Source organism: Streptomyces sp. NPDC002680 (assembly GCF_042889145.1).
Classification (GTDB): domain Bacteria; phylum Actinomycetota; class Actinomycetes; order Streptomycetales; family Streptomycetaceae; genus Streptomyces; species Streptomyces adonidis.
The window spans coordinates 207,241-233,671 of the sequence record NZ_JBIAQP010000014.1 but is presented as its reverse complement, the minus strand read 5'-3'; the positions used below and the strand labels follow the sequence as shown (position 1 = coordinate 233,671).

16 protein-coding genes and 1 pseudogene are annotated in these 26,431 nt (G+C 69.4%); 4 read left to right on the top strand and 13 right to left on the bottom strand.

Translation table 11 applies throughout. The features are described from left to right. Positions 1 to 64: 64 nt before the first annotated feature. The 3 genes from ACFYXF_RS33680 to ACFYXF_RS33670 form a co-directional block, all read right to left on the bottom strand. The gene (locus ACFYXF_RS33680) at positions 65 to 679 is read right to left on the bottom strand and encodes a hypothetical protein (protein WP_389355406.1); all 615 of its coding nucleotides are present in this window, start codon (positions 677 to 679) and stop codon (positions 65 to 67) included. A gap of 60 nt (positions 680 to 739) precedes the next feature. After that, positions 740 to 3,817, bottom strand: coding sequence for an RHS repeat-associated core domain-containing protein (locus ACFYXF_RS33675; protein ID WP_389355404.1), 3,078 nt, complete (start codon positions 3,815 to 3,817; stop codon positions 740 to 742). A gap of 104 nt (positions 3,818 to 3,921) precedes the next feature. Continuing rightward, positions 3,922 to 11,229, bottom strand: a complete 7,308-nt coding sequence (locus ACFYXF_RS33670; protein WP_389355403.1) for a LamG-like jellyroll fold domain-containing protein — start codon at positions 11,227 to 11,229, stop codon at positions 3,922 to 3,924. A gap of 200 nt (positions 11,230 to 11,429) precedes the next feature. On the opposite strand from ACFYXF_RS33670, the gene gabT reads away from it, so the two are divergent. Further along, positions 11,430 to 12,764 (top strand): 4-aminobutyrate--2-oxoglutarate transaminase, encoded by a 1,335-nt coding sequence (gene gabT / locus ACFYXF_RS33665; RefSeq protein ID WP_389355401.1) that lies wholly within the window; start codon positions 11,430 to 11,432, stop codon positions 12,762 to 12,764. Between the two features lie 349 nt (positions 12,765 to 13,113). Next, positions 13,114 to 13,791 carry a phosphatase PAP2 family protein gene (locus ACFYXF_RS33660; RefSeq protein WP_389355400.1) on the top strand — a complete coding sequence of 226 codons (678 nt, stop codon included), beginning with the start codon at positions 13,114 to 13,116 and terminating at the stop codon, positions 13,789 to 13,791. Here ACFYXF_RS33660 and ACFYXF_RS33655 read toward each other — a convergent pair. The 9 genes from ACFYXF_RS33655 to ACFYXF_RS33615 form a co-directional block, all read right to left on the bottom strand. Continuing rightward, entirely contained in the window at positions 13,783 to 14,511 is a 729-nt protein-coding gene (locus tag ACFYXF_RS33655; RefSeq protein ID WP_389355398.1) for a hypothetical protein, read from the bottom strand. The two genes, ACFYXF_RS33660 and ACFYXF_RS33655, sit on opposite strands and share 9 nt — an antisense overlap. Further along, on the bottom strand, positions 14,508 to 15,188 hold the full coding sequence (locus tag ACFYXF_RS33650; protein WP_389355397.1) for a hypothetical protein: 681 nt from the start codon (positions 15,186 to 15,188) through the stop codon (positions 14,508 to 14,510). Before ACFYXF_RS33650 ends, ACFYXF_RS33655 begins: the two co-directional genes overlap by 4 nt. A gap of 211 nt (positions 15,189 to 15,399) precedes the next feature. Further along, positions 15,400 to 15,852: a hypothetical protein gene (locus ACFYXF_RS33645; RefSeq protein ID WP_389355395.1), complete on the bottom strand. Its 453-nt coding sequence runs from the start codon at positions 15,850 to 15,852 to the stop codon at positions 15,400 to 15,402. A 196-nt stretch (positions 15,853 to 16,048) separates the two neighbouring features. Then, positions 16,049 to 17,482 carry an NAD(P)/FAD-dependent oxidoreductase gene (locus ACFYXF_RS33640; RefSeq protein ID WP_389355393.1) on the bottom strand — a complete coding sequence of 478 codons (1,434 nt, stop codon included), beginning with the start codon at positions 17,480 to 17,482 and terminating at the stop codon, positions 16,049 to 16,051. 32 nt (positions 17,483 to 17,514) lie between these two features. After that, positions 17,515 to 18,330: an ABC transporter permease gene (locus tag ACFYXF_RS33635; RefSeq protein WP_389355391.1), complete on the bottom strand. Its 816-nt coding sequence runs from the start codon at positions 18,328 to 18,330 to the stop codon at positions 17,515 to 17,517. Beyond that, positions 18,331 to 19,257 (bottom strand): ABC transporter permease, encoded by a 927-nt coding sequence (locus ACFYXF_RS33630; RefSeq protein WP_389355389.1) that lies wholly within the window; start codon positions 19,255 to 19,257, stop codon positions 18,331 to 18,333. It abuts the gene before it with no gap. Next, a complete protein-coding gene (locus ACFYXF_RS33625) occupies positions 19,257 to 20,414 on the bottom strand; it encodes an ABC transporter ATP-binding protein (RefSeq protein ID WP_389355387.1) in 1,158 nt (385 codons plus the stop codon). The genes ACFYXF_RS33630 and ACFYXF_RS33625 overlap by 1 nt, the downstream gene beginning before the upstream one ends. Before the next feature lie 52 nt (positions 20,415 to 20,466). Continuing rightward, a complete protein-coding gene (locus ACFYXF_RS33620) occupies positions 20,467 to 21,714 on the bottom strand; it encodes a spermidine/putrescine ABC transporter substrate-binding protein (RefSeq protein WP_389355385.1) in 1,248 nt (415 codons plus the stop codon). A gap of 56 nt (positions 21,715 to 21,770) precedes the next feature. Continuing rightward, positions 21,771 to 23,294 carry a gamma-aminobutyraldehyde dehydrogenase gene (locus ACFYXF_RS33615; RefSeq protein WP_389355382.1) on the bottom strand — a complete coding sequence of 508 codons (1,524 nt, stop codon included), beginning with the start codon at positions 23,292 to 23,294 and terminating at the stop codon, positions 21,771 to 21,773. 207 nt (positions 23,295 to 23,501) lie between these two features. On the opposite strand from ACFYXF_RS33615, the gene ACFYXF_RS33610 reads away from it, so the two are divergent. Next, on the top strand, positions 23,502 to 24,056 hold the full coding sequence (locus tag ACFYXF_RS33610; RefSeq protein ID WP_389355380.1) for an NADAR family protein: 555 nt from the start codon (positions 23,502 to 23,504) through the stop codon (positions 24,054 to 24,056). Positions 24,057 to 24,184: 128 nt separating this feature from the next. Here the strand turns inward: ACFYXF_RS33610 and ACFYXF_RS33605 are convergent, their stop codons facing one another. Further along, the gene (locus ACFYXF_RS33605; RefSeq protein ID WP_389355378.1) at positions 24,185 to 25,135 is read right to left on the bottom strand and encodes a DUF4190 domain-containing protein; all 951 of its coding nucleotides are present in this window, start codon (positions 25,133 to 25,135) and stop codon (positions 24,185 to 24,187) included. Between the two features lie 109 nt (positions 25,136 to 25,244). On the opposite strand from ACFYXF_RS33605, the pseudogene ACFYXF_RS33600 reads away from it, so the two are divergent. Beyond that, positions 25,245 to 26,427 (top strand): annotated as a pseudogene (locus ACFYXF_RS33600) (adenosine deaminase). Positions 26,428 to 26,431: the final 4 nt, after the last annotated feature.

The following is a 26,431-nucleotide window of genomic DNA, read 5'->3' as shown; positions in this document are numbered from 1 at the left end:
TGGTGGTGCGCGAGGGGCTTCGACGGGTACCCCCGCCCGAACAGTCGCCGGGCAGGAAGCACACTCAGTCAAACCTGTTGAGCGGCCGACCAGTCCAAGGGTCCACACCCGCGTCGAGAAGACGCTCCTCATCTCGAATATTGAGAAATCGCGCCCTCTGGATTCCCCACAAGGCTTCGTCACTCACGGGGCACTCGGGGAAATCACCCTGCAACAGCCGAAGAAGGAACTCAGTGATCCCGCAGCCATGAACTTTCCACCCGCCCGCCTGCCGCTCCCACACCGCGACAGGCCATCGGTCCGGGTCGGGGTCCGCCGTCACCCAGCACAGGCTGTCCGCACTGTTCGTCTGCCCCCAGACGAGCATGTCCTCCAGCCGGTACCGAGAGCCGTTACCGGACTCCTGCCACACTCCCATCGAATTGGACCGCAGGGCGGCCTCCGGCAACCGCCCCACCGTCAGCGGCGTGCTCACCGCTCCGGGGCGTGGGATCGACACGAAAAGACTCTCCTCGATCGATCCCGCACCGAAGGCAGAGACGAATTCCTGGTAGTCGTCGGGAAAAGACGTGACACCGAGCGTGACCGCTGAGGCCTCCCAGTCCACTGCGTCCCCCGCCACCCCTCCCTCATCGAGCAGAGACACGATTCCCCTCAACTGCCTCAATTCATTACGCATGGCGCCTTCCTCGTCCAGCAGATCATCGCATTGGTTCCGGCCCTCGGACTCCCAGGCCCTCTACGGTGTTGCACCCGTCGGCACAGGAACGCCCTGGTACGTTCCCATACCAATGTTTCTCCAGTTCCTGAACTTGTTGCTGTACATCAGGTTCGGAACCACTTGCGCCAGGGCCAGGCCGGGCTTGCCGTTGAGAGTGCCCTTCGCGCTTATCTCGTAGGAGACCGGTACGGTCCTCGGCCCGTAGTACACCGGGGTCACTTCATAACGCACGACCTGCCCCTGGCCGACTGCGGCCCTCACCTGGCTCTCATAGGAAGCCATGTGATCGTCGACCCCGGGATCATTCATAGAGATGGCACTGGCGTTGGCCGAACGTGCGCATGTGGAAAGGTTCTCCGCCTTCAGGCCGTCGCCACTCAGGCTCTTACCAAGGAGATGGCAGGCATTGACCCATTCCCCGGGGGGCCGGTTTCCCAGGTAGGCGGCATAGTCACGGGCCCATTCGTACCCCGAAGGAGCAACCTTCTTCCAGTCGGTCGCGGATCCCGAATTGGCTGCAAGGTAGGCACTGTCCAAGCAGGCTTCCACTCCCGTGGCACGGTTGCCGTTCGCAGCATCCGAGTCGCCGTAATCGACCCATCCTCCGCCTCCCCGACGGCAGTCCGAATTATTCCGAGTGCCGGTCCCGCTGTCCGATCCACCGGAGAGAGTTGCATTCGGAGCCAGCGACTCAACCGGGATGAAGTAGTGCTCGCTTGCCTCCAGCACCATCTCGATGACCGCACTCTGGTCCACAGCCACAGCCCGTTCCAACGTCTGCTGCTGCACCCGAGCAACATCCACCCGCGGCTTCGGCACCGGCCGGGTAGGTGCCGGTGTCGGGTTCTTGCCGCGGTTCGGGTTCTGGGGTGTGGGCGGCTTGGGCGGACGGGTTGTGCCGCCGCGGGAAGTGCCGTTGCCCCGGGTTGTTCCGGTGTTGCGATACGTCGTGGAGGTCGAGCAGCCGTACGTGCAGCCGCGACCGCTGCTGCCTCCGCGTCCACTGCCGGTGCGCGTCTTTCCGGAGTACCGCGTCTCCAGACGCCGCAACTCCGTGTTGTTTCTGCGTGTCTGGGACCGCGTGCTGCTGTTGAACCGGCGGCTGCCCCCACTCACGGAAGTACTGCGCCCTCGGGTACTCGGACTGCGGGAGACATACCCCTTCGGAGCGATGTCGGAGCCCCTGCCGCCAACCCCACGCCGGTTGCCCGAGCCCGCGGCCCTGGCGCTGTAGATGTTGCCGCCACCGCACGCGCAGACATGTCCCGTCGGGTCCGTCCCGTTCACGGGGTCCCCGTTCGCGTAGCCCTGCCGGTTGGCCTGGGCGGACGGGCTCGGGTCCAGCTGCCACGTGTCCCGCGACGCGAACGCCCCCGTCCCCGGCTGATACCACCGCGCCGCCATGTTGACGTCACCACTGGTCGGATCCGTCCACCCGGACTGGTAGCCGATCTCCGGAGTCGTCCCGTTGGTCGCGGTCTCCGTGCCGAACGGGTCGTAGGACGTGGAGCCGGTGACCTGGGTCGCGTCGGTGTTCAGGCCCGCGACCAGGTCGGTGTGCCGGTCGGTCAGGGCCAGTTGGGCGGTGGTCCCGGTGGCGAAGGAGAGGAGGTTGCCCTCCGGTGTGCGGTTGTACGTGGTCGTGCCGTCGTTCGCGAGGTTGTTGGAGCCTCCGTCGTAGGTGAGGGTCGTCGAGCCTCGGGTCTGGGCCCGGTCCAGGGAGTCGTACGTGTACGACGTCCCGCCGTCCGTGACCTTGCGCTCGAAGGCGTCGAACACCAGGTTGCGCAGCGTGCCCGTGCCGTTGTCGACGGACGACAGCGTCCCGCGCGCCGTGTACGTGAACGTCTTCGCCCCGTCCGTCAGTCGGCGGTTGCGGGCGTCGAAGGTCGACGTCGTCGAGCCGGCCTTGGTGCGGTTGCCCGCGGCGTCCCACTCGTACGACGTGGTGGTGCCGTCCTTCGTCCAGGAAGTCAGGCGGCCTGCCTGGTCGTAGCCGTAGGACTGCCGGCCCGCGCCCGCCGTGCCCGTCGTCTGCTTGGACGTCAGGTTGTCGTCGAGGTCGTAGCCGTAGGCCGTGGACGCGACCGTCGCCGCGCCGTCGGGAGTCGTGACGGCATCTCCGCTCAGGCGGCCGAGTGCGTCGTAGGTGTAGGTGCGCTTGGCCGTGACCGTGTACGACGCGCCGCCGTCGACCTTCGAGGCGTACTGCTCCAGCCTCGGGCGGCCCGCGGCGTCGAAGTCGTACCAGATGTCCTTCCCGGTGACGGAGTCCCAGGCCCAGTCGACGTAGCCGGCGCTGTCGTAGCCGTAGGCGGTGGAGGACTGGCCGGTTCTGCGCTCCGTCATGTTGCCGTCGGCGTCGTAGGTGTAGCTCGCGGCGCCGCCCGGGCCTGCGGCTGTCAGGAGCTGGCCGCGGTCGTCGTACGTGTAGATGTTGTAGGTCAGGGCGTCTGCCGTGCCGGTCGCGGTGAGGCGACCCGCCAGGTCGTACTCCAGAGTGCGGTCGGTGGTGGTCGACTCCGCTCCGGTGCCGGTTTCGTGGGTGAGGCGGCCGAGGGCGTCATACGTGCTGGTGCACTGGACACCGCCCGGGAGCAGTTCCGTCACCGCCTGTCCGGCCTTGTCGTAGACGGTCGTCCAGGTGCGGTCGGCGGCGGCCGGATGCGCTGTCGTGGCCGGCTCGATCGTGGACTCGGGCAGGCCCCAGCTGTTGAACGTGTAGACGGTCTTGTTGCCCCGGCCGTCCGTCAGCCTGGTGCGGTTGCCGGCCGCGTCGTAGCCGAACGCCGTCGTGATCGACCCGGTGGCGGAGACCGGCTCCGTCTGGGTCGTCAGGCGGCCCTGTGCGTCGTACGCGTACGTCGTGCGCGCCCCGGTCTGCGGGGAGACCGCGACCGTGCGGTTGCCATCGGCGTCGAACTCGGCGGTGACGGTGCGCAGTACGGTGCTGCCGGTGCCGTAGTCGGTGGCCGCCGTGGTGTTGCCGAGGGCGTCGTACGTGGTCGTGGTGCGGCGGTTGGTGGCGTCGGTGGTTTCGGTGGGGCGGCCCAGGCCGTCGTAGGCGTAGCTCGTGGTGCCGGCCGGGTCGGTCACCGAGGTGGGCTCGCCCGCCGGGTTGTGAACGGCGGAGGTGGTCCGGCCCGCAGGGGTCCGTGACGCGGTCTGGTTGCCCGCGTCGTCCCAGGTGTAACTGCTGGTCAGATTGGTCGTGCTCGGGAAACGCTCGACCGTGGTCGCCGTGAGCTGTCGTCCGAGTTCGTCGTACGTGGCCTCCGTCCGGGCACCCGTCGGGTCGGTGGCCGAGAGCTGGAGACCGGTGGGGCCCAGGTGTAGCGGGTGACGCCGCCGCCGTCGGTGCTCGCGGAGGCGAGCAGGTCGGGGTCGGTCTCCGCCGTCGTCGCGGCTGCGGCGTCTGCGACGGGATCCGTCTGGCTCGTGACCTGGCCGAACTGGTCGTACCCGTAGCGGGTGACGCGGCCCAGCGGATCGGTGACCGTCCGGGGCAGGCCCAGCGGCGTGTAGGCGGTACGGGTGGTCGCGGTGAGGGTGCCGGCGACGCCCGGCGGGGTGTAGTCCGGCAGCGTCACGGCGACCGTGCGGCCGAGCCGGTCGACCTCGGCGCGGGTCACCTTCCCCCGCGCGTCCTTGGTCTCCGTGGCCTCGCCGAAGGTGTTGTAGCCGATGAGCGTGACCGGACTGACCGTGGCGCCCGTCGCCCCGTTCTCCTCCGCCGTCACCGCCGCCGCGGTCTCCTGCACCGGGCGGCCCAGCGCGTCGTAGCGGTAGGCGGTCGTGAACGCGGCCGGGTCGGCGCCGGTGACGTTGCCGCGCGGGCTGACCGAGGTGAGCGGCAGGCCACGGTCGTCGTAGGTGTGCGTGGTGGTATGGGTGCTGGTGCCGTCCGTGACCGACTGGCTGGTCACATTGCCCGCGGAGTCGTACGCCGACGTGGTGGTCAGCTTCTTGTCCGCGGTGATCGACTCGGTCTGTTCCCTGATCCGGTCGTCGCCGTCGTACGCGTAGGTCGTGACGCGGGCGAGGCCGCCGGGGTCCAGCACACTGGTCGTGGTCCGGCCGAGCGCGTCGACGGCGTACGTCTCCGTGGCCGAGCCGCCTCCGGTGACCTGCTTGGTCAGGTTTCCGGCGCCGTCGTACTCGTTGGCCTCCAGCACGATGTCGTGGCGGCTGCCGTCGCCCTGGGTGACCTGCCGGGCCGTGGTGGTCGCGGCGAGCCCGTCGTCGAAGTAGGTGTACGCCGTGGTGGCGCCGAGCGCGTCCGTGGTCGCGGCCAGGCGGCCCGCCGGGTCGTAGGCGTTGGAGACCACCACGAGGTCGCGCGTGGTGCCGGACGGATCGCCCGTCCAGTCCTTCAGGACCGTCTCCGCGTGCTGGCCGCTCGCCGTGTAGCGGTCGGTGAGCCGGGTACCCTCGGCGTCGGTCGTCGCGTTCACCCGGCCGAGCGCGTCGTGCTCGTAGCGGGTCGTGTTCTGCTCGGCGTCCGTGACGCTGTCGTTGAGACCGAGTTCGTCGTAGTGGTAGGCCGTGGTGCGTTGGGGGTCGCCGCCTGTGGTGTCGGACGTCGACTCGGTCAGCAGGTTGCCGTCCTCGTCGTAGCCGCGCGTGATCGTGGCGGTGTGGGTCGTGTCGGTGATCTCGTTCCGTACGGCGGCGCCGGTCTCGGAGACGATCCGGGACCGCTTGTCGTACATGTACAAGGTCGTCACCCCGGTCGGGAAGGTGTCGGACGTCTGCTTCTCGGCGGTCCTGCGACCCAGGCCGTCGTACGTGTACTCGGTCACCAGCCCCGACGGCGCGGTGGACCTGGCCAGGTCGCCGCCCGCGAAGTACGCGTACGAGGTAACCGCACCACCCGGGGTGGTCTCTGTGGCGACCAGGCCGGCCGGGACAGTGCCGCCGCCGACCGCGGTCTCGGTGCCGGTCGTGTAGGTGGTGGTGCTCTTGCGGCCGTCCGCCAGGGTCGTGGTGTCCGGCAGACCGAGGGCGGTGTAGGCCATGGCCGTCTTGAAGCGGTCGTCCTTGACGCTCGTCGAGCGGGCGTCGCGGACCGCTGTGGGCCTGTCGTTGCGCGGATCGAGTTCGTTGGCAGTGTTGAGGTAGTAGTCGGTGAACGAGGTCCAGCAGGAGTCCACGTCCCGGCAGGTCGTCGCCGATACGGTGTTACCGCGCTTGTCGTGTCCCGTGATGGTGACGTGCCCGGCGGGGTCGGTGGCCGTGTGGAGGTAGCCGCCGGTGTCGTAGGCGAAGGTGCTGACACCGCCCTCGGCGTCGGTGGCGGAGACGGTGCGCATGCCATGCAGGGCGTCGTACATCTTGCTCGTGACGCCGCCGACCGGGTCCGTGACCTTGACGGTCGAGGTCAGGGCTGAGGTGTCCGCGAAGGCCGCCGCACTGTAGTGAGCCGCTACCTGATCCTCCGTCAAGGGGTGTGGGTAGATGGCGACTTCGTCGATCTGGCCGGTGAAGTGACTGACGTCCGCCGGAGCACTCGGCCAGTTCTTCGCGAAGCCCGCGCCGATGTACGTACGGGAGTTGGACTGGTGGCTGACGGCGCCGGTGAGGGTGCCGACGGACACGCCGTCCAGGTAGAGGGTCTGTGTGGTGCCGGAGGCGGAGACGACCGCGTGGTGCCACTGGTTGTCGGTGACGGTCGCGGTCGAGGCCAACGGCGTCGCCGTCACAGAGGAGTTGACGTAGAACTTGCCGTGCAGCTTGCCGTCGGCACCCACGTACAGCACCGGGGTCCAACTGCCGCTCGCCGCCGTCGCGCCGGCCATGGAGGCCGACTGGTCGCCGATGAGCACCCCGGCGCGGTCCGTCTTGAACCACATCTCGGCGGCGAGGTCGGTCGAGGCGCGCATGACGCTGCCCGGCACCTCGGCGTAACCGCCGCCGGAAAGGGTGACGGCACTGCCCTGCCCCGCTCCAAATGCTCCGGTGGATCCCAGGGTGGCGTTGGTGTAGGTGCCGTTGCCGCTGTTCACCGTCACGGAACTCTTGACCGTGCTGCCGGTCGTCTCGTCCAGACGCCAGTAGCCGCCGGGTGCGTCGGCACCGGTCGCGCCGCGGTAGTGGGCGGCGTCTCCGGTGACCATGTCGGTACGGGCGCGGAAGTGCGCGGAGACCGTGGCGGCGTCCAACGGGTGCTGGTAGACGGCGACTTCGTCGATCTGGCCGGTGAAGTGACTGACGTCCGCCGGAGCACTCGGCCAGTTCTTCGCGAAGCCCGCGCCGATGTACGTACGGGAGTTGGCCTGATGGTTCACGGCCCCCGCGAGGGCGCCCTGCTTGGCCCCGTCCAGGTAGAGCGTCTGCACGGAGCCCGAGGCGGAGACGACCGCGTGATGCCAGTCGCCGTCGGTCACGGTGGCGGTGGAGGCCAACGAGGTCGCCGTGACGGAGGAGTTGACGTAGAACTTGCCGTGCAGCTTGCCGTCGGCACCCACGTACAGCACCGGGGTCCAGCTGCCCGCGACACCGTCCTCACTGTCGACCGCGACGGACTGGTCCCCGACCAGCACGCCGGGCTTGGCCGTCCTGAACCAGAGTTCGACGGCGACGTCCGTGGCGTCGTGCAGGGCGTCGTCCGGGACCTCGGCATAGCCGCCGGCGCCGTCGAAGTCGACGGCCGTGTCGTCACCGGCGGAGAACACCCCGGTGGCCGCGAGGGACACCCCGTCGCTGTACGAGCCGTCGGCGCCGTCGGTGAGCGCGCTGGCCGCGGCGGCCCCGCTGCGGTCGCCGAGCCGCCAGTAGTTGGCGGGGCCGCTCGCCTGCACCACCTGGGCGTATCCGGCCGAACCGGAGGCGTAGTCGGGGGCGGAGATCTGCCAGGTGCCACCGTTGGCGTCGGTGAGGTGGTCGACCCGGTCGGTGCCGGAGTCGTAGGTGATCTGCGCTTCGACACGTCCCGAGGGCAGGGTTGCCTGCGTCAGGCGGCCCTTGGTCTGGCGGGCCGCGTAGTGGGCGGCGACGGCGGGTTCGGCGAGCGGGCGGTCGTAGACGGCGACCTCGTCGATCTGGCCGGTGAAGTGCCCGAAGGTGTCGGTGGTGTCCAGGGAGGGCCAGCCGCCGCCGGTGTAGCCGGCGCCGATGTAGGTGTAGACCTGCTCGGTGTGGTCGATCGCGCCGGCGAGCGTGCCGATCCGTGTGCCGTCCAGGAACAGGGCCTGGTTGGTGCCCGCGCCGGACAGGACGACGTGGTGCCAGGTGTTGTCGTTGACCGCGCTCGTGCTGGTGATCGGGCCCTTGCCGCCCTCGCGCCAGAACTGGCCGCGCAGCTTGCCGTCGGTGCCGACGTACAGTGCGGGCGTCCACCAGGTGGGCTTGCCGTCCTCGATGCGCTCGTCCTCGTAGGAGAACAGGACGCCCGGTCCCCCCGTCTTGAACCACAGCTCCACGGTCAGGAACGACGAGGCGTGCACGGTGTTGTCGGGCAGGATGACGTTTCCGTCGACACCGTCGAACGAGGCGGCCGTGTCGGGCGTACCCGCCAGGGCGCCTTCGGCCCCGAGCGTGGCGTCCGAGTACTCCGCGTTGTTCAGCCCCGACCGCGAGGGCGCCTCGCTGCGGGCGACGGCACCATCGGCCTCGCCGAACCGCCAGTAGGAGACCGGATTGTCGTCCAGCACGGTGCTGCGGTAGAGCGAGCCGTCCGTGTAGTCGTACGTGGTGCAGGCCGTGGCCGAGTCGGGCGGGCAGACCCTGGTCAGCCGGTCGCCGCTGTAGGCGTACGTCCAGGTGAGTGCCCCGGTCGCCGCGTCCACCGTGCCGGTGGTGACCTGGGTGACGTGACCGCCGGTCCAGGCGAAGGTCAGGGTGCGTCCGGACAACGCGTCCTTCGCCAGGGTGAGCTTGCCACTCGTGTACGTCAGGATCTGAGCGCGGCCCGCGCCGTCCGCGATCTTCGTCAGGCGGCCGGTGGAGTCGAAGGTGTAGGTGGTCGCCGTCTTGTCGGTGAGCGTCCAGCCGCCCGCCGCCACGGACTTGAGGGTGGCGAAGCCTCCGGAGGGCGCCGCGTAGGTGCCGTCGGCGTTCCGGCCGAAGCGTACGGTCTGACCGCTCTGCAGGGTCACCACCAGGTCCCCGGAGGACAGCCAGCTGCCCTGGTCCGGGGTGATGCGCATGTCCCAGGCCGTCGACCAGCCGGCACCGAACACCGAATCGGTGCGCGGGTCCAGGGAGTTGTAGGTGCGGGTGACCGCGAGTTCCGGGCCGACGGTGCTGACCGCGGCGTCCGTGGCCGCCGTCGTGTAGTTGCCCGCCTGGGAACCGAACGGCCTGCCCTCGTCGGCGGTCGCGAGATGGCTGGTGATTCCGGGCTGCGGAACGGCGGTGGAGAAGTGGGCGGGACGCGGCAGCGCGGAGGTGGCCTCGCCGTCACCGACCCTGACGTACCAGGCGTACCGCTTGCCCCAGGACAGCCAACCGGACGGCACGGCCCAGGACTTGGACGTCTGCGCGGTTCCGGCCCTGCAGTTCGCGCGTACGTTGCTGCCCTTCACCTCGCACACCTCGAAGGTGTACGTCAGCGCGGCGTTGGGGTAGCGGTCGCTGTCCTTGCCCGAGGCCCAGAGAGTCGGTGTGAGGGTGTTCTGGACAACACCGCTCGCGGGCGACTCGGCCATCAGCACCGGCGGAATGTTGACCGCGTCGAACTTCATCGCCACGCCCGGCACACCCGAACCGGCGAAGCTGCCCGTGCCGCGGTCGTCCATGGTCCAGGCGAGCGTGTAGGTGCCCGGCGTCAGCTTGGCTATTCGGGCGTCCACGGTCACGGTCTCGCCGGGCGAAATGGTGCTGGGCATGGTCGTCCACACGGAGTTGGTGCTGGTGTCCGTGATGTTGTCGCCGTCGCTGTCGTAGAGGTCGTAGCGCAGCTGGTAGCTGTTGGTCGGCGTCCAGCTCTCCGCGCCCCGGTTGGTGAGAGTGACCTTGAAGAGGCCCTCCTGGGTCGCGGTGACCGGCTGTACCCAGCCGCCGAGCTTGTACGTGGCTCCGTACTTGGTCCAGGTGACGTCGAGCCGGGGCTTGCCGTTCGGATAGTCGTCCGAGCCGAACTGCTTCCAGCTCTTGGAGTCGGTCGTGGACGCCTTGACGGCGAGGCCGTAGTTCCTCTGCCGGCCGTGCGTCCAGTCGTCGACCAGCTTACGGCCGGCCGCACCGAGGCTGATGCCCTCCCAGGCCGGTGCACAGGTCCAGTCCCCCGCGCCGCTGGGCTGCCAGCCGTGCGCGAAGCTCTTGGAGGTCAGCGCCGAGCCGGTGGACGGTCCGGGGTACTTGGTGGTGGTGGACTCCGACCAGTTCGACTTGATCTGGTGGACCGTCACCGGACGGGCCTTGCAGGACTGCGACCAGGAGTTGTACAGGTTCAGTTTGGCGCTGAGCACCCAGTCGTTCTTCAGTGTGGTCTCCAGACCGGAGAACCGCAGGAAGGACGCGGCCTTGTGCGAACCCGCGTCGTACGTACCGGTCTTGAGCACGGTGTCGGTGGAGAAGTTCGTGTTGTACGGGGCTTCCACATAGGTGCCCGAGGTCGCGCTCACCCCCGCCACGGAAGGATCGACCCGCACCGGGAAGACCCGGGCCGGGTCGTGCAGCCACTCCTGGTCGAGCGACACCTTCAGTACCTGACGGCCGGACTCCTCCGCCAGGCTGTAGATGACTCCGGTGGAGATCGCGCCTTCGTTGGCGTTCTCCGCGAGGCGGGAGTCCTCCATCCAGCCCTGCGGTATCCGGGCCCGCTCCGCGCCCTCGCCGTCCTCGAAGACGACCGCGCCCGCGTCGTCCAGACGGGCGGTCAGGCCCGTGGTCGCCAGCGGGAAGCTCCACTCCGTGGGAGCCTCGGGTCCTTTGAGGAGCAGGGTCTCCTTGACCGACGCGTTCCCGGCGAGGAACTCGATGTCGGACGAGGCGCGGACGTCCGGGTAGGTGATCGTGCTGCCGTCGACCTGACCCGCGGTGTGCGCGGCGCCCGACACGGCGAATCCGACCGATCCGTGTTCTCCGAGGTCCAGTTGGGCGACGGGGTCGGCGTCCGCGTGACCCGCGAAGCCGATGGTCACCTCGGTCGAGCTGGTCTCCCAGAGCGGTGCGGCGACGCTCATGGTGCGGGTGCCCTCGGGCTGGGTGAGGGAGGTGTCGATCGGCCGCCAACTCCCCGTCTCGTCGCGGAAGTTGACCGGCTCGTCGTAGTACTGGGTGGTGTAGGTGCCGTCGACGTTCTGATAGGTGCGTCCCTGGGCCGTACGCTCGCCGGCCATTTCACGGCTCGTCTCCGGGTCGAAGCCCTTGACCTTGGGCACCTCGGGGACGACGACCGGATCGGCACTGTCGGACTCGATCGACGGCGCGGCGGCGATCAGCGGCTGCACGGGGAAGCCGGTGTCGAGGGCCAGTTCACCCTTGCCGCTCACATGCCCCGAACGGCCCCCACCCGCGGTGGCGTCCGTCGCATCGGCGACTGCTGCAGGCCAAGCGGAGGTCATTTCTTCGCGAGTCACCACAAGATCACCGCCCGATATCAGGGCGGGAGCATGGCTCACCCACCCCGCCCCCTGTCCACCAAGGACAACGACACACCCCCACCACTCCCAAACGGTGCATGCCCGCCCCCACCCCCCAGGCCTAGCCTGCGGAGAAAGGTGCGGACAAAGACCCGCCTCCGTCACGCCCCCAGGAGCCCCAAATGACCTCCCTCCACCAGGAGCGCCGCCTACTCACCCCCATCCCCGGCCCCAAGTCCCAGGAGCTCCAGGCCCGGCGGCTCGCCGCAGTCGCGGGCGGTGTCGGGTCCGTGTTGCCCGTCTTCACCGTGCGGGCGGGCGGCGGGATCATCGAGGACGTCGACGGGAACCGGCTGATCGACTTCGGGTCCGGTATCGCCGTCACCTCCGTCGGCGCGAGCGCCGAGGCCGTCGTGCGGCGGGCCTCCGCCCAGCTCGCCGCCTTCACGCACACCTGTTTCATGGTCACGCCGTACGAGGGGTACGTCGAGGTCGCCGAGGCGCTCGCGGAGCTGACGCCGGGCGACCACGCCAAGAAGAGCGCCCTCTTCAACAGCGGTGCCGAGGCCGTCGAGAACGCCGTGAAGATCGCGCGGGCCTACACCAAGCGGCAGGCCGTCGTCGCGTTCGACCACGGGTACCACGGACGTACGAACCTCACGATGGCCCTGACCGCCAAGAACATGCCGTACAAGCACGGCTTCGGGCCGTTCGCGCCCGAGGTGTACCGCGTCCCGGTCGCCTATGGGTATCGGTGGCCGACCGGTGCGGACAACGCCGGGCCCGAGGCCGCCGCGCAGGCCATCGACCAGATCAGCAAGCAGGTCGGGGCCGAGAACGTCGCCGCGATCATCATCGAGCCGGTGCTCGGCGAGGGCGGTTTCATCGAGCCCGCGAAGGGGTTCCTGCCGGCCGTCCGGCAGTTCGCCGCCGACAACGGCATCGTCTTCGTCGCCGATGAGATCCAGTCCGGGTTCTGCCGTACGGGACAGTGGTTCGCGTGCGAGGACGAGGGCATCGTGCCCGACCTCATCACGACCGCGAAGGGCATCGCGGGCGGGCTGCCGCTCGCCGCCGTCACCGGGCGCGCCGAGATCATGGACGCCGCGCACGCGGGTGGCCTGGGAGGCACCTACGGCGGGAACCCCGTCGCCTGTGCGGGTGCGCTCGGCTCCATCGAGACCATGAAGGAGCTCGACCTCAACGCCCGTGCCAAGCACATCGAGGGCGTCATGAAGGCGCGGCTGTCCGCCATGGCCGAGAAGTACGAGGTCATCGGTGACATCCGTGGCCGCGGCGCCATGATCGCCATCGAGCTGGTCAAGGACCGCACCACCAAGGAGCCCCACCCGGAGGCGACCGCCGCGCTCGCGAAGGCCTGTCACCAAGAGGGTTTGGTGGTCCTTACCTGTGGTACCTACGGCAACGTCCTCCGCTTCCTGCCCCCGCTGGTGATCGGCGAGGACCTGCTCAACGAGGGCCTCGACATCATCGAGCAGGCCTTCACCAGCGTCTGACCCGTTCCCGGCCCCCGCCGCCCCTCCGCACCACCCGTTCGTACCGGCCGACCGGCCCGGATTCCGCTTGTTTCCGGGCCCGTGCGGAGCCGGTGCGGACGCCGTCAGAGCGTGTGAAGAAGGTGTGCGGGGTGGATGGCGGGTCGCCGATCCGCCTGTTTCAGCCGCCTCCCCTGCCGTAGGTTCTATCCAGATGAGAGATACACCCCGCCCGCAGGAAACTGCGGGTGGCACCTGGTCGGGGCCTCCCCAGCTTCGATCCGGTCGTGCCCTCGCGCACACAACCGGAGCTTCCGGCTCCGGGTCTCCTCACCGATCGGACAGTCGCCCGCCCCAAACCCCCCGGGGCGTGCGACGATCCGATCTGATCGACCGGCCCGGTACTCTCCCCCCTGTTCCGGGCCGGTCGAACTCTCGGATTCTCCTCACCCTTCTGACCCTCGCGGTCCTCCTCTTCGCGCTGATCACCTGGCAGGTCGCCGTCCACGGCCCCCTCGCCCGCGCGGACGAACGCCTCAGCGACTCACTGGTCCACCCCGCTCGCGGCTGGGCACTCCTCGCCGACCTCGGCGGCATCGCCGTCGCCGTTCCGGCCCTTCTCGTCGTCCTGGTGTACGTCGGACTGCGCGCGCGTCGGGCGGGTACGGAGCGCTGGTGGCGGGAACCGGTCGGCGGGGGCCTGCTGATGGCGGCTGTACCGGCGATCGTCGTACCGCTGAAGGAGCTGGTCGCCCGGTCCGGGCCGCCGGTCATGGGCCCCGGCACCGGCTTCTACCCCTCCGGTCACACCGCGACGGCCGTCGTGGCCTACGGCTCCGCGACGCTGCTCCTGCTGCCGTGGCTGCGCCGTACGTACGCCCGACTGCTCGTCCTGATCAGCTGTCTCGCCCTCAACGCGGCCGTCGCCGTCGGACTGGTCGTCCGGGGTTTCCACTGGCCCTTGGACGTGGTGGCGAGCTGGTGCCTGTGCGGGGCACTGCTGATCCTGCTGCGGCTCTTCGCCCGCAGACCCGCAACCTCACCCTGATCCCGTCGGCGGCCAGGCCACCCTCCAGTGCGGCGCGATCACATGCACGGGAGTGAAGTCGGGCTCGGTGCCGCCCGGACGGAAGGTCCGCATGGTGGTCTCCGCGGTCACCTTGAGGTCCCAGTCGATCGTGGCCCGGTAGTCGCCGCAGGTGACGTCGGCGAGCAGCCGCCAGTCGACCAGTCCGCGGTCCTCCGTGTGCGGGGCGAGCACGAGCCGCCAGCCCGTGCCGGCGGCGATCCGCAGCGGGAGCCCGAAGTCCGGCACCACGGGTATCCCCTTCGCGTCGAGCGCGGGACGTATCAGCGGCGGAGTCAGGTCGAGGAACACCTCCGCGTCCGGCACCTGCATGGGCTGGTAGTTCTCCAGACCGCGCCTGCGCGCCTCCGCCAGATCCTCGGCGAACGAGATGCCGGGACCGGGCTGCGGTACGAGGCTCACCCCGTTCGGCTTCATCGGGCTGCGACCGGTCACCTCGGCGCGCAGATCGCGCAGTACGAGGACCTGGTCGCCGCTCGCCACCAGGTCGACGTAAACGTTGTGGCCGGTCAGGGGGATGTGCAGGGGTTCCGGGCCGACGGTGGTGCTGGGGTCGAGCACGGCGAAGGCATGGCTCAGCCCACCGACCCGTATCTCGAAGTTCTCGGGGTGCGGGGGCTGCTCCGGACGCCCCGAAACCCCGTTCGGCCGCTTCTTCTCCCGTCCACGCCACCACTTCACGCCAGGTCCTCCCAGCTCAGGCCGCGCGGCGGACGGGCCGCCGTGCGGAACGGGTGGCCCGCGAGGTCCACCCTGACGGTTCCGGTGCGCCGGCCGCAGACCCAGTCCAGCTCCAACTCCCAAGCGACCTGCCAGCGTTCGGTCTCCACGCGCAGTTCGAATGTCTCGGGGTCGTCCGGGCCGACGGTGTACGAGAACGTGGCCGGGGTGTCCGCGCCGCGCGGATCGAGCCGGGGCGGGTCCTCGTCGAGCAGCACGGTGTAGGCGCGCACGGGCAGTATCCCGGCGTGCGGCGACAACTCCCCTCGCGGCGCCCGCCGTTCGATGACGACGACCCGAAGTCCCGCCAGGACGACGGTACGTTCCGTCGCCGTGACGTACAGCCGTACGGTGTGTCCGCTCGCCGGTACGACGCGCCGCGGCTCACCGGCTCCCTCGGGCACATGGATGTAGCTGGCGTCCGAGACGCGGACGTGGATGTCCAGCGGGTCGCCGCGGGGTGTTCGGCGACGCTGGAGGCGGACCGTTTCCTCGACCAGGGCGGCGGTGACGATCGCGCTCAGAACCGGGGCGAGCCACCCCGGGGCCAGGTCGGAGACCCACAGGACGACCGTGGCCACGGCGGTGACCGCGAGGGCCGCGGCGACCGCGCGCCCCCGGGCACGGACACGCCTCACTCTGTCTCCGAGCGCCACGGCGGCTCCTGTCCTGATCGTCAATTACCCGGCTGTACCCAGCCGTTGACTGTGCGACACGCCTTTCGGCATACCTTCCGACATACCTTTCGACACACTTGCGCCCCACATGGCCACGGTTCGCGTCGACCGCACGGACGGCCGACGAGAGCGTGGTCATGCGGTGATTACGAGAACCGCGCGAGCCTCGACATCACCTGTCCTCGTCCGTCGCCAGACCCGCCGCCGCCTCGTGCATGGCCAGTTCGAGGAGTGCCGGGTCGGTGAGGGTGCCCGAGCCGTCCGGCGGGATCAGCCAACGGACGCCTCCCGTCGAGCGGTTGGGGTACGGCACGACGATCCACGTGCCGCGTCCCGCCGTACGCACCCCCGTGCCCAGCCAGCGGGCCGCGGTGCCCGGCGGCACGAAGAACCCCATCCGGGAGTCGCCGAAGTCGACGAGCACCGGGCCGGGTTGGTCGATGACGCGGGTGAGGACGTCGAGGGTGGGGTAGCCGAGTTCGCCCGGCAGGATCAGTACGTCCCAGGCCTTGCCGGCGGGCAGCAGCGCGATCCCGAGGGGATTGCGCTCCCATTCCCACCGGCAGGCCTCGGGATCCGGAGCCACGGACGCCAGCCACTCGACCGCCGTTTTCGCCCCTGTCATGAGGGGTCCTCCCTTTCTCTGTGAACGCTGGTCGCGTCACGAGGGAGAGAGAGGTTCCCCGGGAGCATTACGCGGGTTCGGCAAGGTTTCGGGAGTGAACCGGCTCATAGCCACTGAGCTGGGCGCAAGCGCCCCCTAAGGGGCGCGGGGAACTGCGCGACAAGCCCCCACCGACCGGCAGCGGACGAACGACCTCCTAGCTGTCGAATCCCAACCCCAACCGATCCATCGTCTTCAACCACAGATTCCGCCGCCCCCCACGCTCATCCGCCCGCGCCAACGACCACTTGGTCAGAGCGATCCCCGTCCACGCGAACGGCTCCGGCGGAAACGGCAGCGGCTTCTTACGAACCATCTCCAGCGACGTCCGCTCCGTCCGCTCCCCCGCCAGCAGATCCAGCATCACGTCCGCCCCGAAGCGCGTCGCCCCGACACCGAGACCGGTGAACCCCGCCGCGTACGCCACGCGCCCCCCGTGCGCGGTGCCGAAGAACGCCGAGAAGCGCGAGCAGGTGTCGATCGCGCCGCCCCACGCGTGGGTGAAGCGGACGCCCTCCAGCTGCGGGAAGCAGGTGAAGAAGTGGTCGGCCAGCTTGGCGTACGTCTCCGGGCGGTCGTCGTACTCGGCGCGCACCCGGCCGCCGTACGGATAGATCGCGTCGTAACCGCCCCACAGGACGCGGTTGTCGGCGCTCAGCCGGAAGTAGTGGAACTGGTTGGCGCTGTCCCCGAGGCCCTGCCGCCCCCGCCAGCCGACCGAGGCGAGCTGCTCCTCGCTCAGGGGTTCGGTCATCAGCGCGTAGTCGTAGACGGGGACGGTGTACGCCCGGACGCGCTTCACCAGGCTCGGGAAGATGTTCGTCCCGAGCGCGATCCGGCGGGCGCGGACCGACCCGTAAGGGGTGCGTACGGCCATTCCCGCGCCGTACGGCCGTAGCGTGAGCGCCGGTGTGTGCTCGTACACGCGCACGCCCAGGCGCAGGCAGGCCCGCTTCAGCCCCCAGGCCAGTTTCGCCGGGTTGAGCATCGCGACGCCGGTGCGGTCGTGGAGGCCTGCCAGGAAGGTGGGGGACGCGACCTGGTCCCGTACCGCCTCCGTGTCCAGGAACTCGGTGCCGGTCGCGAGGCCCTTGGACGTCAGCTCCTCGTGCCAGGCGCGGAGTTCGGCCGCCTGGTGGGGTTCGGTGGCCACGTCGATCTCGCCGGTGCGTTCGAAGTCGCAGTCCAGGGAGTGGCGGGCCACGGCTTTCTCGATCTCGTCGAGGTTGCGGGCGCCGAGTTCCTGGAGCTGGTGGATCTCGTCGGGCCAGCGGGCGAGGCCGTTGGCCAGGCCGTGGGTGAGGGAGGCGGCGCAGAAGCCGCCGTTGCGGCCGGAGGCGGCCCAGCCCACCTCGCGGCCCTCGACGAGCACGACGTCCCGCTGCGGGTCGCGCTCCTTGGCGATCAGCGCGGTCCACAGCCCGCTGTAGCCGCCGCCCACCACCAGCAGGTCGCAGCTCTCGCCGCCGGTGAGGGCAGGCTCGGGGTGCGGCTTTCCGGGGTCGTCCAGCCAGTACGCGACCGGCTGGGCGTCCGAAAGGGATTTCGTCCAGCGATTTACATTTCCATGGGTCATGGCGCTTGGGGCCATGATTCCAACTCCCTACGAATGACGAGGAAAGGCTATGAACTCTTCTGCCTGTTGCGGCGATTACCGATGACCATTCCGCTCAGCACGAGCAGTACCGCGACCAGGAACATGGCCGTACCGATGACATTGATCTGTACGGGAGTTCCGCGCTGCGCCGATCCCCAGACGAACATGGGGAAGGTGACGGTCGAGCCCGCGTTGAAATTGGTGATGATGAAATCGTCGAAGGAGAGCGCGAAGGCGAGCAGCGCGCCCGCGGCGATTCCGGGGGCCGCGATGGGCAGGGTCACGCGTACGAAGGTCTGCACGGGGCCCGCGTAGAGGTCCCGGGCGGCCTCCTCAAGGCGCGGGTCCATCGACATCACGCGTGCCTTGACGGCGACGACGACGAAGCTGAGGCAGAACATGATGTGGGCGATCAGGATCGTCCAGAAGCCGAGCTGCGCGCCCAGGTTGAGGAACAGGGTGAGCAGCGAGGCCGCCATGACGACCTCGGGCATCGCCATGGGAAGGAAGATCAGGGAGTTGACGGAGCCCCGCGCGCGGAAGCGGTACCGCACCAGCGCGAAGGCGATCATCGTGCCGAGGACGGTCGCCCCGACGGTCGCCCAGAAGGCGATGCGAAGGCTGAGCGAGAGCGAGCCGCACATGTCGGCGACCCCACAGGGATCACGCCAGGCGTCCGTCGAGAACTGCTGCCACTCGTAGTTGAAGCGGCCCTTCGGCTTGTTGAAGGAGAACACCGTGACGACGACGTTCGGCAGCAGCAGATAACCGAGTGTGATCAGTCCCGCGATGACGACGAAATGTCTCTTGAGCCAGCGCCCGATGGAGTTCACGAAGGCCATTTAAACCAGGTCCTCCGTCCCGGACTTGCGGATGTAGAGGGTGACCATGATGAGGATCGCCGCCATGAGGATGAAGGAGAGGGCGGCGGCCGTCGGATAGTCGAGGATGCGCAGGAACTGCGTCTGGATGACGTTTCCGATCATGCGGGTGTCCGTCGAGCCGAGCAGATCGGCGTTGACGTAGTCGCCGCTCGCCGGGATGAAGGTGAGCAGCGTGCCGGAGACGACACCGGGCATCGACAGCGGGAAGGTGACCTTGCGGAAGGTCGTGAACGGCCTGGCGTAGAGGTCGCCGGCCGCCTCGTGCAGCCGTCCGTCGATGCGTTCGAGCGAGGTGTAGAGCGGCAGGATCATGAACGGCAGGAAGTTGTACGTCAGACCGCAGACCACCGCGAGCGGCGTGGCCAGCACCCGGTCCCCCGCCGTGATGCCGAGCCAGCTGGTGACGTCCAGGACGTGCAGCGAGTTGAGGGCGCCGACGACCGGGCCGCCGTCCGCGAGGATCGTCTTCCAGGCGAGCGTACGGATCAGGAAGCTGGTGAAGAACGGCGCGATCACCAGGATCATGATCAGGTTGCGCCAGCGTCCCGCGCGGAACGCGATGAGGTAGGCCAGCGGATACCCCAGCACCAGACACAGGATCGTCGCGGCGCCCGCGTACAGCACCGAGCGCAGGAACTGCGGCCAGTAGTCGGCCACGGCGTCCCAGTAGGTCGCGAAGTGCCAGGTGACCTTGTAGCCCTCCTCCAGGGAGCCCGTCTGCACGGACGTGGAGGCCTGGTAGACCATCGGCAGCGCGAAGAACACGAACAGCCAGAGAATGCCGGGCAGGAGCAGCCAGTACGGCGTCCAGCGGCCTCTCTTTCGCGGGGGCTTCCTGGCCGGGGCGGGCGCCAGGGGCGGCGCTTCGGGGGTCGCGGTGGCCATCAGGCGGCCGCCTCGTCGTCGACCGTGCCCACACCCGCGTCTATGTCCTGATCGGCGTCCAGGCCGAAGGTGTGGGCCGGGTTCCAGTGCAGGACGACATCGGCGCCGGGGGCGAGCCTGGCGTCGCGGTCGATGTTCTGGACGTACACCTCGAACTCGGGACAGACGGGGCTGTCGATGACGTACTGCGTGGAGACGCCGATGAAACTCGTGTCGGCGATCTTGCCGGTGATGCGGTTGCGGCCGGCCGGGATGTCGCCGGCGTCGTCCGCGTGCGTGAGGGAGATCTTCTCGGGGCGGACCCCGACGAGCACCTTGCCGCCGGTTCTGGTCGGCGCCGAACAGCGGGCCTCGGGGAGGAGGAGCTTGCCGCCGCCCGCCTTGAGGACGATCTCGTCGCCGCTCTTGGCGTCCACCTCGGCCTCGATGAGGTTGGAGGTGCCGAGGAAGTTCGCGACGAAGGTCGTCTGCGGGTTCTCGTAGAGATCGGCGGGCGAGCCGAGCTGTTCCACGCGCCCCGCGTTCATCACGGCGACCGTGTCGGCCATCGTCATGGCCTCCTCCTGGTCGTGCGTGACATGCACGAACGTGATGCCCACCTCGGTCTGGATGCGCTTCAGCTCCAGCTGCATCTGGCGGCGCAGCTTGAGGTCGAGGGCGCCGAGCGGCTCGTCGAGGAGCAGCACCTTGGGGGTGTTGATCAGCGCACGGGCCACGGCGACGCGCTGCTGCTGGCCGCCGGAGAGCTGGTGCGGTTTCTTGCGGGCCTGCTCGCCCAGCTGGACGAGTTCCAGCATGTCCTCGACCTGCTTCTTCACCGACTTGATGCCGCGCCGGCGCAGACCGAAGGCGACGTTCTCGAAGATGTCGAGGTGCGGGAAGAGGGCGTACGACTGGAAGACGGTGTTCACCGGCCGCTTGTACGGCGGCAGGTTGGTGACCTCCTGCTCGCCGAGGTAGACGGTCCCGGAGGAAGGTTCCTCCAGCCCGGCGATCATCCGCAGGGTGGTCGTCTTGCCGCAGCCGGAGGCGCCGAGCAGGGCGAAGAAGGAGCCCTGCGGGACGGTGAGGTCGAGGGGGTGTACGGCGGTGAAGGAGCCGTAGTTCTTGCTGATCCCGGAGAGACGGACGTCGCCGCCGTGTTCTGTGCTGGTCATGATGTGGTCCTTGGGGAGTCGGAGGGGTTTCGCACCGCTGGGGCAGGCGTGGCTACGCCCCTGTCAACTTCGCGAACTTCTCCTCGTACGCCGTCTCTTCCTTCTGGCTCAAGGACCTGAACGCGTGGGACTTCGCGGCCATCGCCGCGTCGGGGATGATCAGCGGGTTGTCCGCCGCGTCCTTGTCGATCTTCGCGAGGTACGGCTTCACCCCGTCGACGGGACACACGTAGTTGATGTAGGCGGCCAGTTCGGCGGCGGGTTCGGGCTCGTAGTAGTAGTCCATGAGCCGCTCGGCGTTCGTCTTGTGGCGCGCCTTGTTGGGGATCAGCATGTTGTCGCTGGACGTGATGTAGCCGCTGTCCGGGATGATGAAGTCGATGTCCGGGCTGTCCGCCTTGAGCTGGACGACGTCCCCGGCCCAGGCGATACAGGCCGCGAAGTCGCCCGAGGTCAGGTCGGCCGTGTAGTCGTTGCCGGAGAAGCGGCGGATCTGGCCCTTGTCGACGGCCTTCTGGAGGCGGGCGATCGCCGCGTCGTAGTCGTCGTCGGTGAACTTCGCCGGGTCCTTGCCCATGTCGAGCAGGGTCATGCCGATGCTGTCGCGCATCTCGGAGAGGAACCCGACGCGCCCCTTCAGCTTGGGGTTGTCGAGCATGTCGGAGACCGACTTCACCTCGACGCCGTCGAGCGCCTTCCTGTTGAAGGCGATGACGGTCGAGATGCCCTGCCAGGGGTACGAGTAGGCGCGGCCGGGGTCCCAGTCGGGGCTGCGGAACTGCTCCGCCAGGTTCGCGAACGCGTGCGGAAGGTTCGACGCGTCCAGTTTCTGGACCCAGCCGAGGCGGATCAGCCGGCCGGCCAGCCAGTCGGTGAGGACGATGATGTCCCGGCCGGTGTCCTGGCCCGCCGCGAGCTGCGGCTTGATCTTGCCGAAGAACTCGACGTTGTCGTTGATGTCCTCGGTGTACTTGACCTTGATGCCGGTCCGTTCGGTGAACGCGTCGAGCGTGGGGTGGTGCTTCTCGCTCTCGTCGACGTCCATGTACTCGGTCCAGTTGGAGAAGTTGACGGTCTTCTCCTTGGCCGAGTGGTCGTCCGCGGAGACGCCTCCCGCGGTCTTGCCGGCCGCGGGGATGCCGCAGCCGGTCAGCGCGCCGAGGCCGCCGGCCACCAGGGCGCCGCCCGCGGAGGCGCGCAGCAGGGACCTGCGGGTCAGGGCGGCCCTGCCGTTTCGGAAGCTGCGCCGCATGGCGGCCACCTGGGCCGGCGAAAGGCGGTCGGGCTCGTACTGCTCCATGCGCTGGTGCCCTTTCGGGAGGGTGTGCGGCCGCTGGTCGGTCGGCCTGTGTCCGGTCAGCGGTCCCCGAAGATCGTGCGGTGCCAGTCCTTTCGGGCAACCGCGGTGTTGTCGAACATGACGTGCTTGATCTGCGTGTACTCCTCGAACGAATACGAAGACATGTCCTTGCCGTAGCCGGACGCCTTGTATCCCCCGTGGGGCATCTCGCTGATGATCGGAATGTGGTCGTTGACCCACACACAGCCCGCCTTGATCTCGCGGGTGGCGCGGTTCGCCCGGTAGACGTCCCGGCTCCAGGCGGAGGCGGCGAGACCGTAGGGCGTGTCGTTGGCGAGCCGGATGCCTTCGTCGTCGCTGTCGAAGGGGAGTACGACGAGAACGGGCCCGAAGATCTCGGACTGGACGATCTCGCTGTCCTGGGCCGCGTCGGCGACCAGGGTGGGCCGATAATAGGCGCCGCTCTTCAGCTCCCCCTGAGGAGCCTCTCCGCCGGTCACCACGCGCGCGTAGGCACGCGCCCGCTCGACGAAACCGGCGACCCGGTCGCGCTGCGTGTGCGAGATGAGCGGCCCGAGGTCGGTGCCCGGCGTGAACGGATCACCGAGCCGGACGGTGTCCATAAGGGCGGCCGTTTTCGCGATGAACTCCTCGTACAGCGGGCGCTGCACATACGCGCGCGTGGCGGCCGTGCAGTCCTGCCCGGTGTTGATGAGCGCGCCCGCGACGGCGCCGTTGACGGCCGCGTCGAGATCGGCGTCGTCGAAGACGACGAAGGGTGCCTTTCCGCCCAGCTCCAGGTGGAGCCGCTTGACGGTGGCCGTGGCGACCTCGGCGACCCGCTTGCCCACGGCGGTGGATCCGGTGAAGGACGTCATGGCGACATCGGGATGCCCGACGAGATGCTCCCCTGCCTCCTTGCCGGTCCCGGGGACGACATTGATCACCCCGTCCGGAATCCCGGCCGCGGTGGCCGCCTCGGCGAAGAGGAGCGAGGTCAGCGGGGTCAGCTCGGCGGGCTTCAGCACGATCGTGTTGCCGGCCGCGATCGCCGGGAGGATCTTCCAGGCGGCCATCTGGAGGGGATAGTTCCAGGGCGCGATGGAGCCGACGACCCCGATGGGTTCCCGGCGGACGTACGAGGTGTGGTCACCGGAGTACTCCCCGGCCGACTGTCCCTGGAGGTGCCGGGCGGCGCCGGCGAAGAACGCGGTGTTGTCGATCGTCCCCGGCACGTCGAACTCACGGGTCAGCTTGAGCGGCTTGCCGCACTGGAGGGACTCGGCACGGGCGAATTCCTCGGCGCGCTCGGCGAGGACGGCCGCGAAGCGGTGCAGTGCGTCGGAACGCTCGCCCGGGGTGGCCCCGGCCCAGCCGGGGAAGGCCTCGCGGGCCGCGGCGACGGCGGCGTCCACGTCGGCGGAACCAGCCAACTCGTACGTGTAGACCTCGTCGCCGGTGGCGGGGTCGACGACCGCGAACGTACGGCCGGAGGTGCCGTGGGTCAGCCGGCCCGCGATGTACTGCGCGCCGGCCGCGAGCCGCTCCTGCGCCGGGAAGCGATGGCCCGGATTGTGCATGTCGCTCTCCTCCGTCGCCCGCCCCGATATGTGGGGGTCAACGTAGCTCCAGGTCGATTTGAGTGCCGATCCTGACAGAGTAAGTGGACTCCAACAAGGGATTCCGTTGTTGCCTTTTGGTTACGCGACGGAATCTGTCGACCAGGTGTCGAGTCGAACGGGAAAAGGCGGGGCACGTTGTCAGTGGTGGGTGCCAGACTCGCGTGCATGGGGAAGATCGATTCTCGGGACACGCTGGTCAGCGCGGTCCGGTCGGGGGAACACATCAAGTATCTGCACTTCTGGGGGCATCGGCCACGCCCGGACGGCCGCGTGGGAGCGAGCTGTCTCAGCCAGTGGTGGCCGGCCGCGTTTTCCGTGGCCGGGGTGGAGTACGCGACGGCGGAGCACTGGATGATGGCCGCCAAGGCCCGCCTCTTCGAGGACACGGAGGCGGAGCAGCGGGCGATCACGGCACCGAACCCGGCGCTCGCGAAGAAGGCCGGCCGTCTCGTACGCGGCTTCGACGAGGCCGTGTGGGAGCGCGAACGGTTCGGCATCGTGGTCGAGGGCAGCGTCCACAAGTTCGCCGCACATCCCGCGCTACGGGAGTTCCTGCTGACCACGGGCGACCGCGTCCTGGTGGAGGCAAGCCCCGTGGACCGCGTATGGGGCATCGGCCTCGCGGCGGACGACGAGGCGGCACAGGACCCGGAGCGGTGGAGAGGCCCGAATCTGCTGGGGTTCGCACTGATGGCGGCGCGGGAGCGTTTGCGGGCCTGAGGAGGTCAGCAGATCCACGCCGGTGCGTCAGCCGCGCCCCTTGGGGGCGCGGGGAACTGCGCGACCAGCCACGACGAACCCGCAGACAGCGACAACCCGAGCCACGCAGACGAAGCCCTGATCGCCGGCTACACGCGCTGGGACAGGGACGTCGAGTAACCGTCGTCAAACGTACTCGCGTCACTGTCGTCGCCGAAGGCGATGACTATGACGCCGAACGCCACAGCGATGACGATGCCCACCGCACCGCAGATGATCCCGGCCAGCGCCTGCCCCCCATTGGTCGCCTCGCCCCGCCGGACCTTCCCACGCCCGATCACACCGAAGATCACCGCGAGGATCCCCAGGATGATCGCCAGCGGCCACAGACAGAAGAGGACGGCCGACACGATCCCGACCACGAGCGCGGCCGTACCCATGCCATTGCTGGGCTGGGGCGCCATGGGGGCCCAGCCGTAACCGGGCCCGCCACCGTATGCCGGAGGGGGCGGGGCGTACACGGGACCGCCACCGCCGTATCCGGGCTGCTGCGGGTAGCCGTACACCGGCCCGGCCGGGTAGGAGTGCGGTGCCTGTCCGGGGCCGTCGGGGGCTATGGGCGGCGGGGGCACCGGCGCGGCGGGCTGCGCGTAGGAGGCCGGCGGGGCGGGGGGCGCGAAGGGGTTGTCCTGCGGGGTGCCCGCCACGTGACCGCCGGGCGGGGCGAACGGGTTGGCCCAGGGCTGGGAGGGCTGGGGCCCGGGCGGTGCGGCCGCCGGCGTCGCGGGGACCGTCGGATGGCCGTGGGCGGAGGGGGACGTCGGGGTCGTACCGCCGTCGTCCCAGAACAACGTGGTGCCGGAACCGTCGGCGGCGGACCCGGAGCCCTGGGCATCGTCCGCCGGCGGTGCCCAGGGGTCGAACTCGGGTCCGGAATCCGTGGCGCCGCCGGAGGCCGGGGGCCTGTCCAGCGGGACCCGGGCAGGTGTGCCGCTCGCGGGACTCTCGCTTGCGGTCTCACCGGTCGCCGCGCCCTCGGAACTCGCCCCCTCCGAGGGGACGTTCTCCGGTGGGTGCGGCGGCTGCGCGGCGTCGGACATGCGTGGGGTCCCCTCGTTCGTGCGTTCCCGTCATGCTACGGCCCGGGATCACAGGGCGACGGGGGACCTCGGCATCCCCGCCGGACCGCCTGTCCCCACCCGGGACGGAATCCGCGGGCGCCTCCCCGGGGACCCGGCCTACGATGATCCCCGAGTCATCGATCAGCCGATCACCCGCGTCCCGCCGACCGTCGCATGTCCGGGGCGCCGTTCCCGGGGAGGAACCCTTGACCGACAACAACCAGCGTGCCGCGGCGGACGTCCAGGACCCGCACGCCTTCATCGCCGGGCTGCCCAAGGCCGAACTGCACGTCCATCACGTCGGTTCCGCCTCCCCGCGGATCGTGTCGGAGCTGGCCGCGCGCCACCCCGACTCCAAGGTCCCCACCGACCTCGAAGCCCTGGCCGACTACTTCACGTTCACGGACTTCGCCCACTTCATCCAGGTGTACCTGTCCGTCGTGGACCTCATCCGGACCCCGGAGGACGTGCGGCTGCTGACGTACGAGGTGGCCCGCGAACTGGCCCGGCAGCAGGTCCGGTACGCCGAGCTGACCATCACCCCGTTCTCCTCGACCCGGCGCGGCATCGACGAGCGCGCCTTCATGGACGCCATCGAGGACGCCCGGAAGTCGGCCGAGGCCGAGTTCGGGACCGTGCTGCGCTGGTGCTTCGACATCCCCGGCGAGGCCGGGCTCGAAGCGGCCGAGGAGACCGTGCGGCTCGCCACCGACGACCAGCTGCGCCCGGAGGGGCTGGTCTCGTTCGGGCTCGGCGGGCCCGAGATCGGCGTACCGAGGCCGCAGTTCAAGCCGTACTTCGACCGGGCGATCGCCGCCGGACTGCGCTCGGTGCCGCACGCGGGCGAGACCACCGGGCCCGAGACCGTCTGGGACGCGCTGAACCATCTGCGCGCAGAACGAATCGGGCACGGTACGAGTTCCGCGCAGGACGCCGAACTGCTCGCGCACCTCGCCGAGCAGCGCATCGCCCTGGAGGTCTGCCCGACCTCCAACATCGCCACGCGCGCGGTCCGTACGCTCGACGAGCACCCGATCAAGGAGTTCGTGCGGGCCGGCGTCCTCGTCACGATCAACTCCGACGACCCGCCGATGTTCGGCACCGACCTCAACAACGAGTACGCGGTCGCCGCCCGGCTGCTCGACCTCGACGAGTGGGGTCTCGCGGACCTCGCCAAGAACGCCGTCGAGGCCTCCTTCCTCGACCCGGCGGGCAAGGCCGCGCTGGCCGCCGAGATCGACACGTACACCTCGGCGTGGCTCGCCCGCTGACCAC

Bases quoted from the DNA above. Each gene is read 5' to 3' on its own strand.
- ACFYXF_RS33680 (WP_389355406.1), bottom strand. From the start codon at position 679: ATGCGTAATGAATTGAGGCAGTTGAGGGGAATCGTGTCTCTGCTCGAT.
- ACFYXF_RS33670 (WP_389355403.1), bottom strand. From the start codon at position 11,229: ATGACCTCCGCTTGGCCTGCAGCAGTCGCCGATGCGACGGACGCCACC.
- gabT (WP_389355401.1), top strand. From the start codon at position 11,430: ATGACCTCCCTCCACCAGGAGCGCCGCCTACTCACCCCCATCCCCGGC.
- ACFYXF_RS33645 (WP_389355395.1), bottom strand. From the start codon at position 15,852: ATGACAGGGGCGAAAACGGCGGTCGAGTGGCTGGCGTCCGTGGCTCCG.
- ACFYXF_RS33640 (WP_389355393.1), bottom strand. From the start codon at position 17,482: ATGGCCCCAAGCGCCATGACCCATGGAAATGTAAATCGCTGGACGAAA.
- ACFYXF_RS33635 (WP_389355391.1), bottom strand. From the start codon at position 18,330: ATGGCCTTCGTGAACTCCATCGGGCGCTGGCTCAAGAGACATTTCGTC.
- ACFYXF_RS33630 (WP_389355389.1), bottom strand. From the start codon at position 19,257: ATGGCCACCGCGACCCCCGAAGCGCCGCCCCTGGCGCCCGCCCCGGCC.
- ACFYXF_RS33625 (WP_389355387.1), bottom strand. From the start codon at position 20,414: ATGACCAGCACAGAACACGGCGGCGACGTCCGTCTCTCCGGGATCAGC.
- ACFYXF_RS33620 (WP_389355385.1), bottom strand. From the start codon at position 21,714: ATGGAGCAGTACGAGCCCGACCGCCTTTCGCCGGCCCAGGTGGCCGCC.
- ACFYXF_RS33615 (WP_389355382.1), bottom strand. From the start codon at position 23,294: ATGCACAATCCGGGCCATCGCTTCCCGGCGCAGGAGCGGCTCGCGGCC.
- ACFYXF_RS33610 (WP_389355380.1), top strand. From the start codon at position 23,502: ATGGGGAAGATCGATTCTCGGGACACGCTGGTCAGCGCGGTCCGGTCG.
- ACFYXF_RS33605 (WP_389355378.1), bottom strand. From the start codon at position 25,135: ATGTCCGACGCCGCGCAGCCGCCGCACCCACCGGAGAACGTCCCCTCG.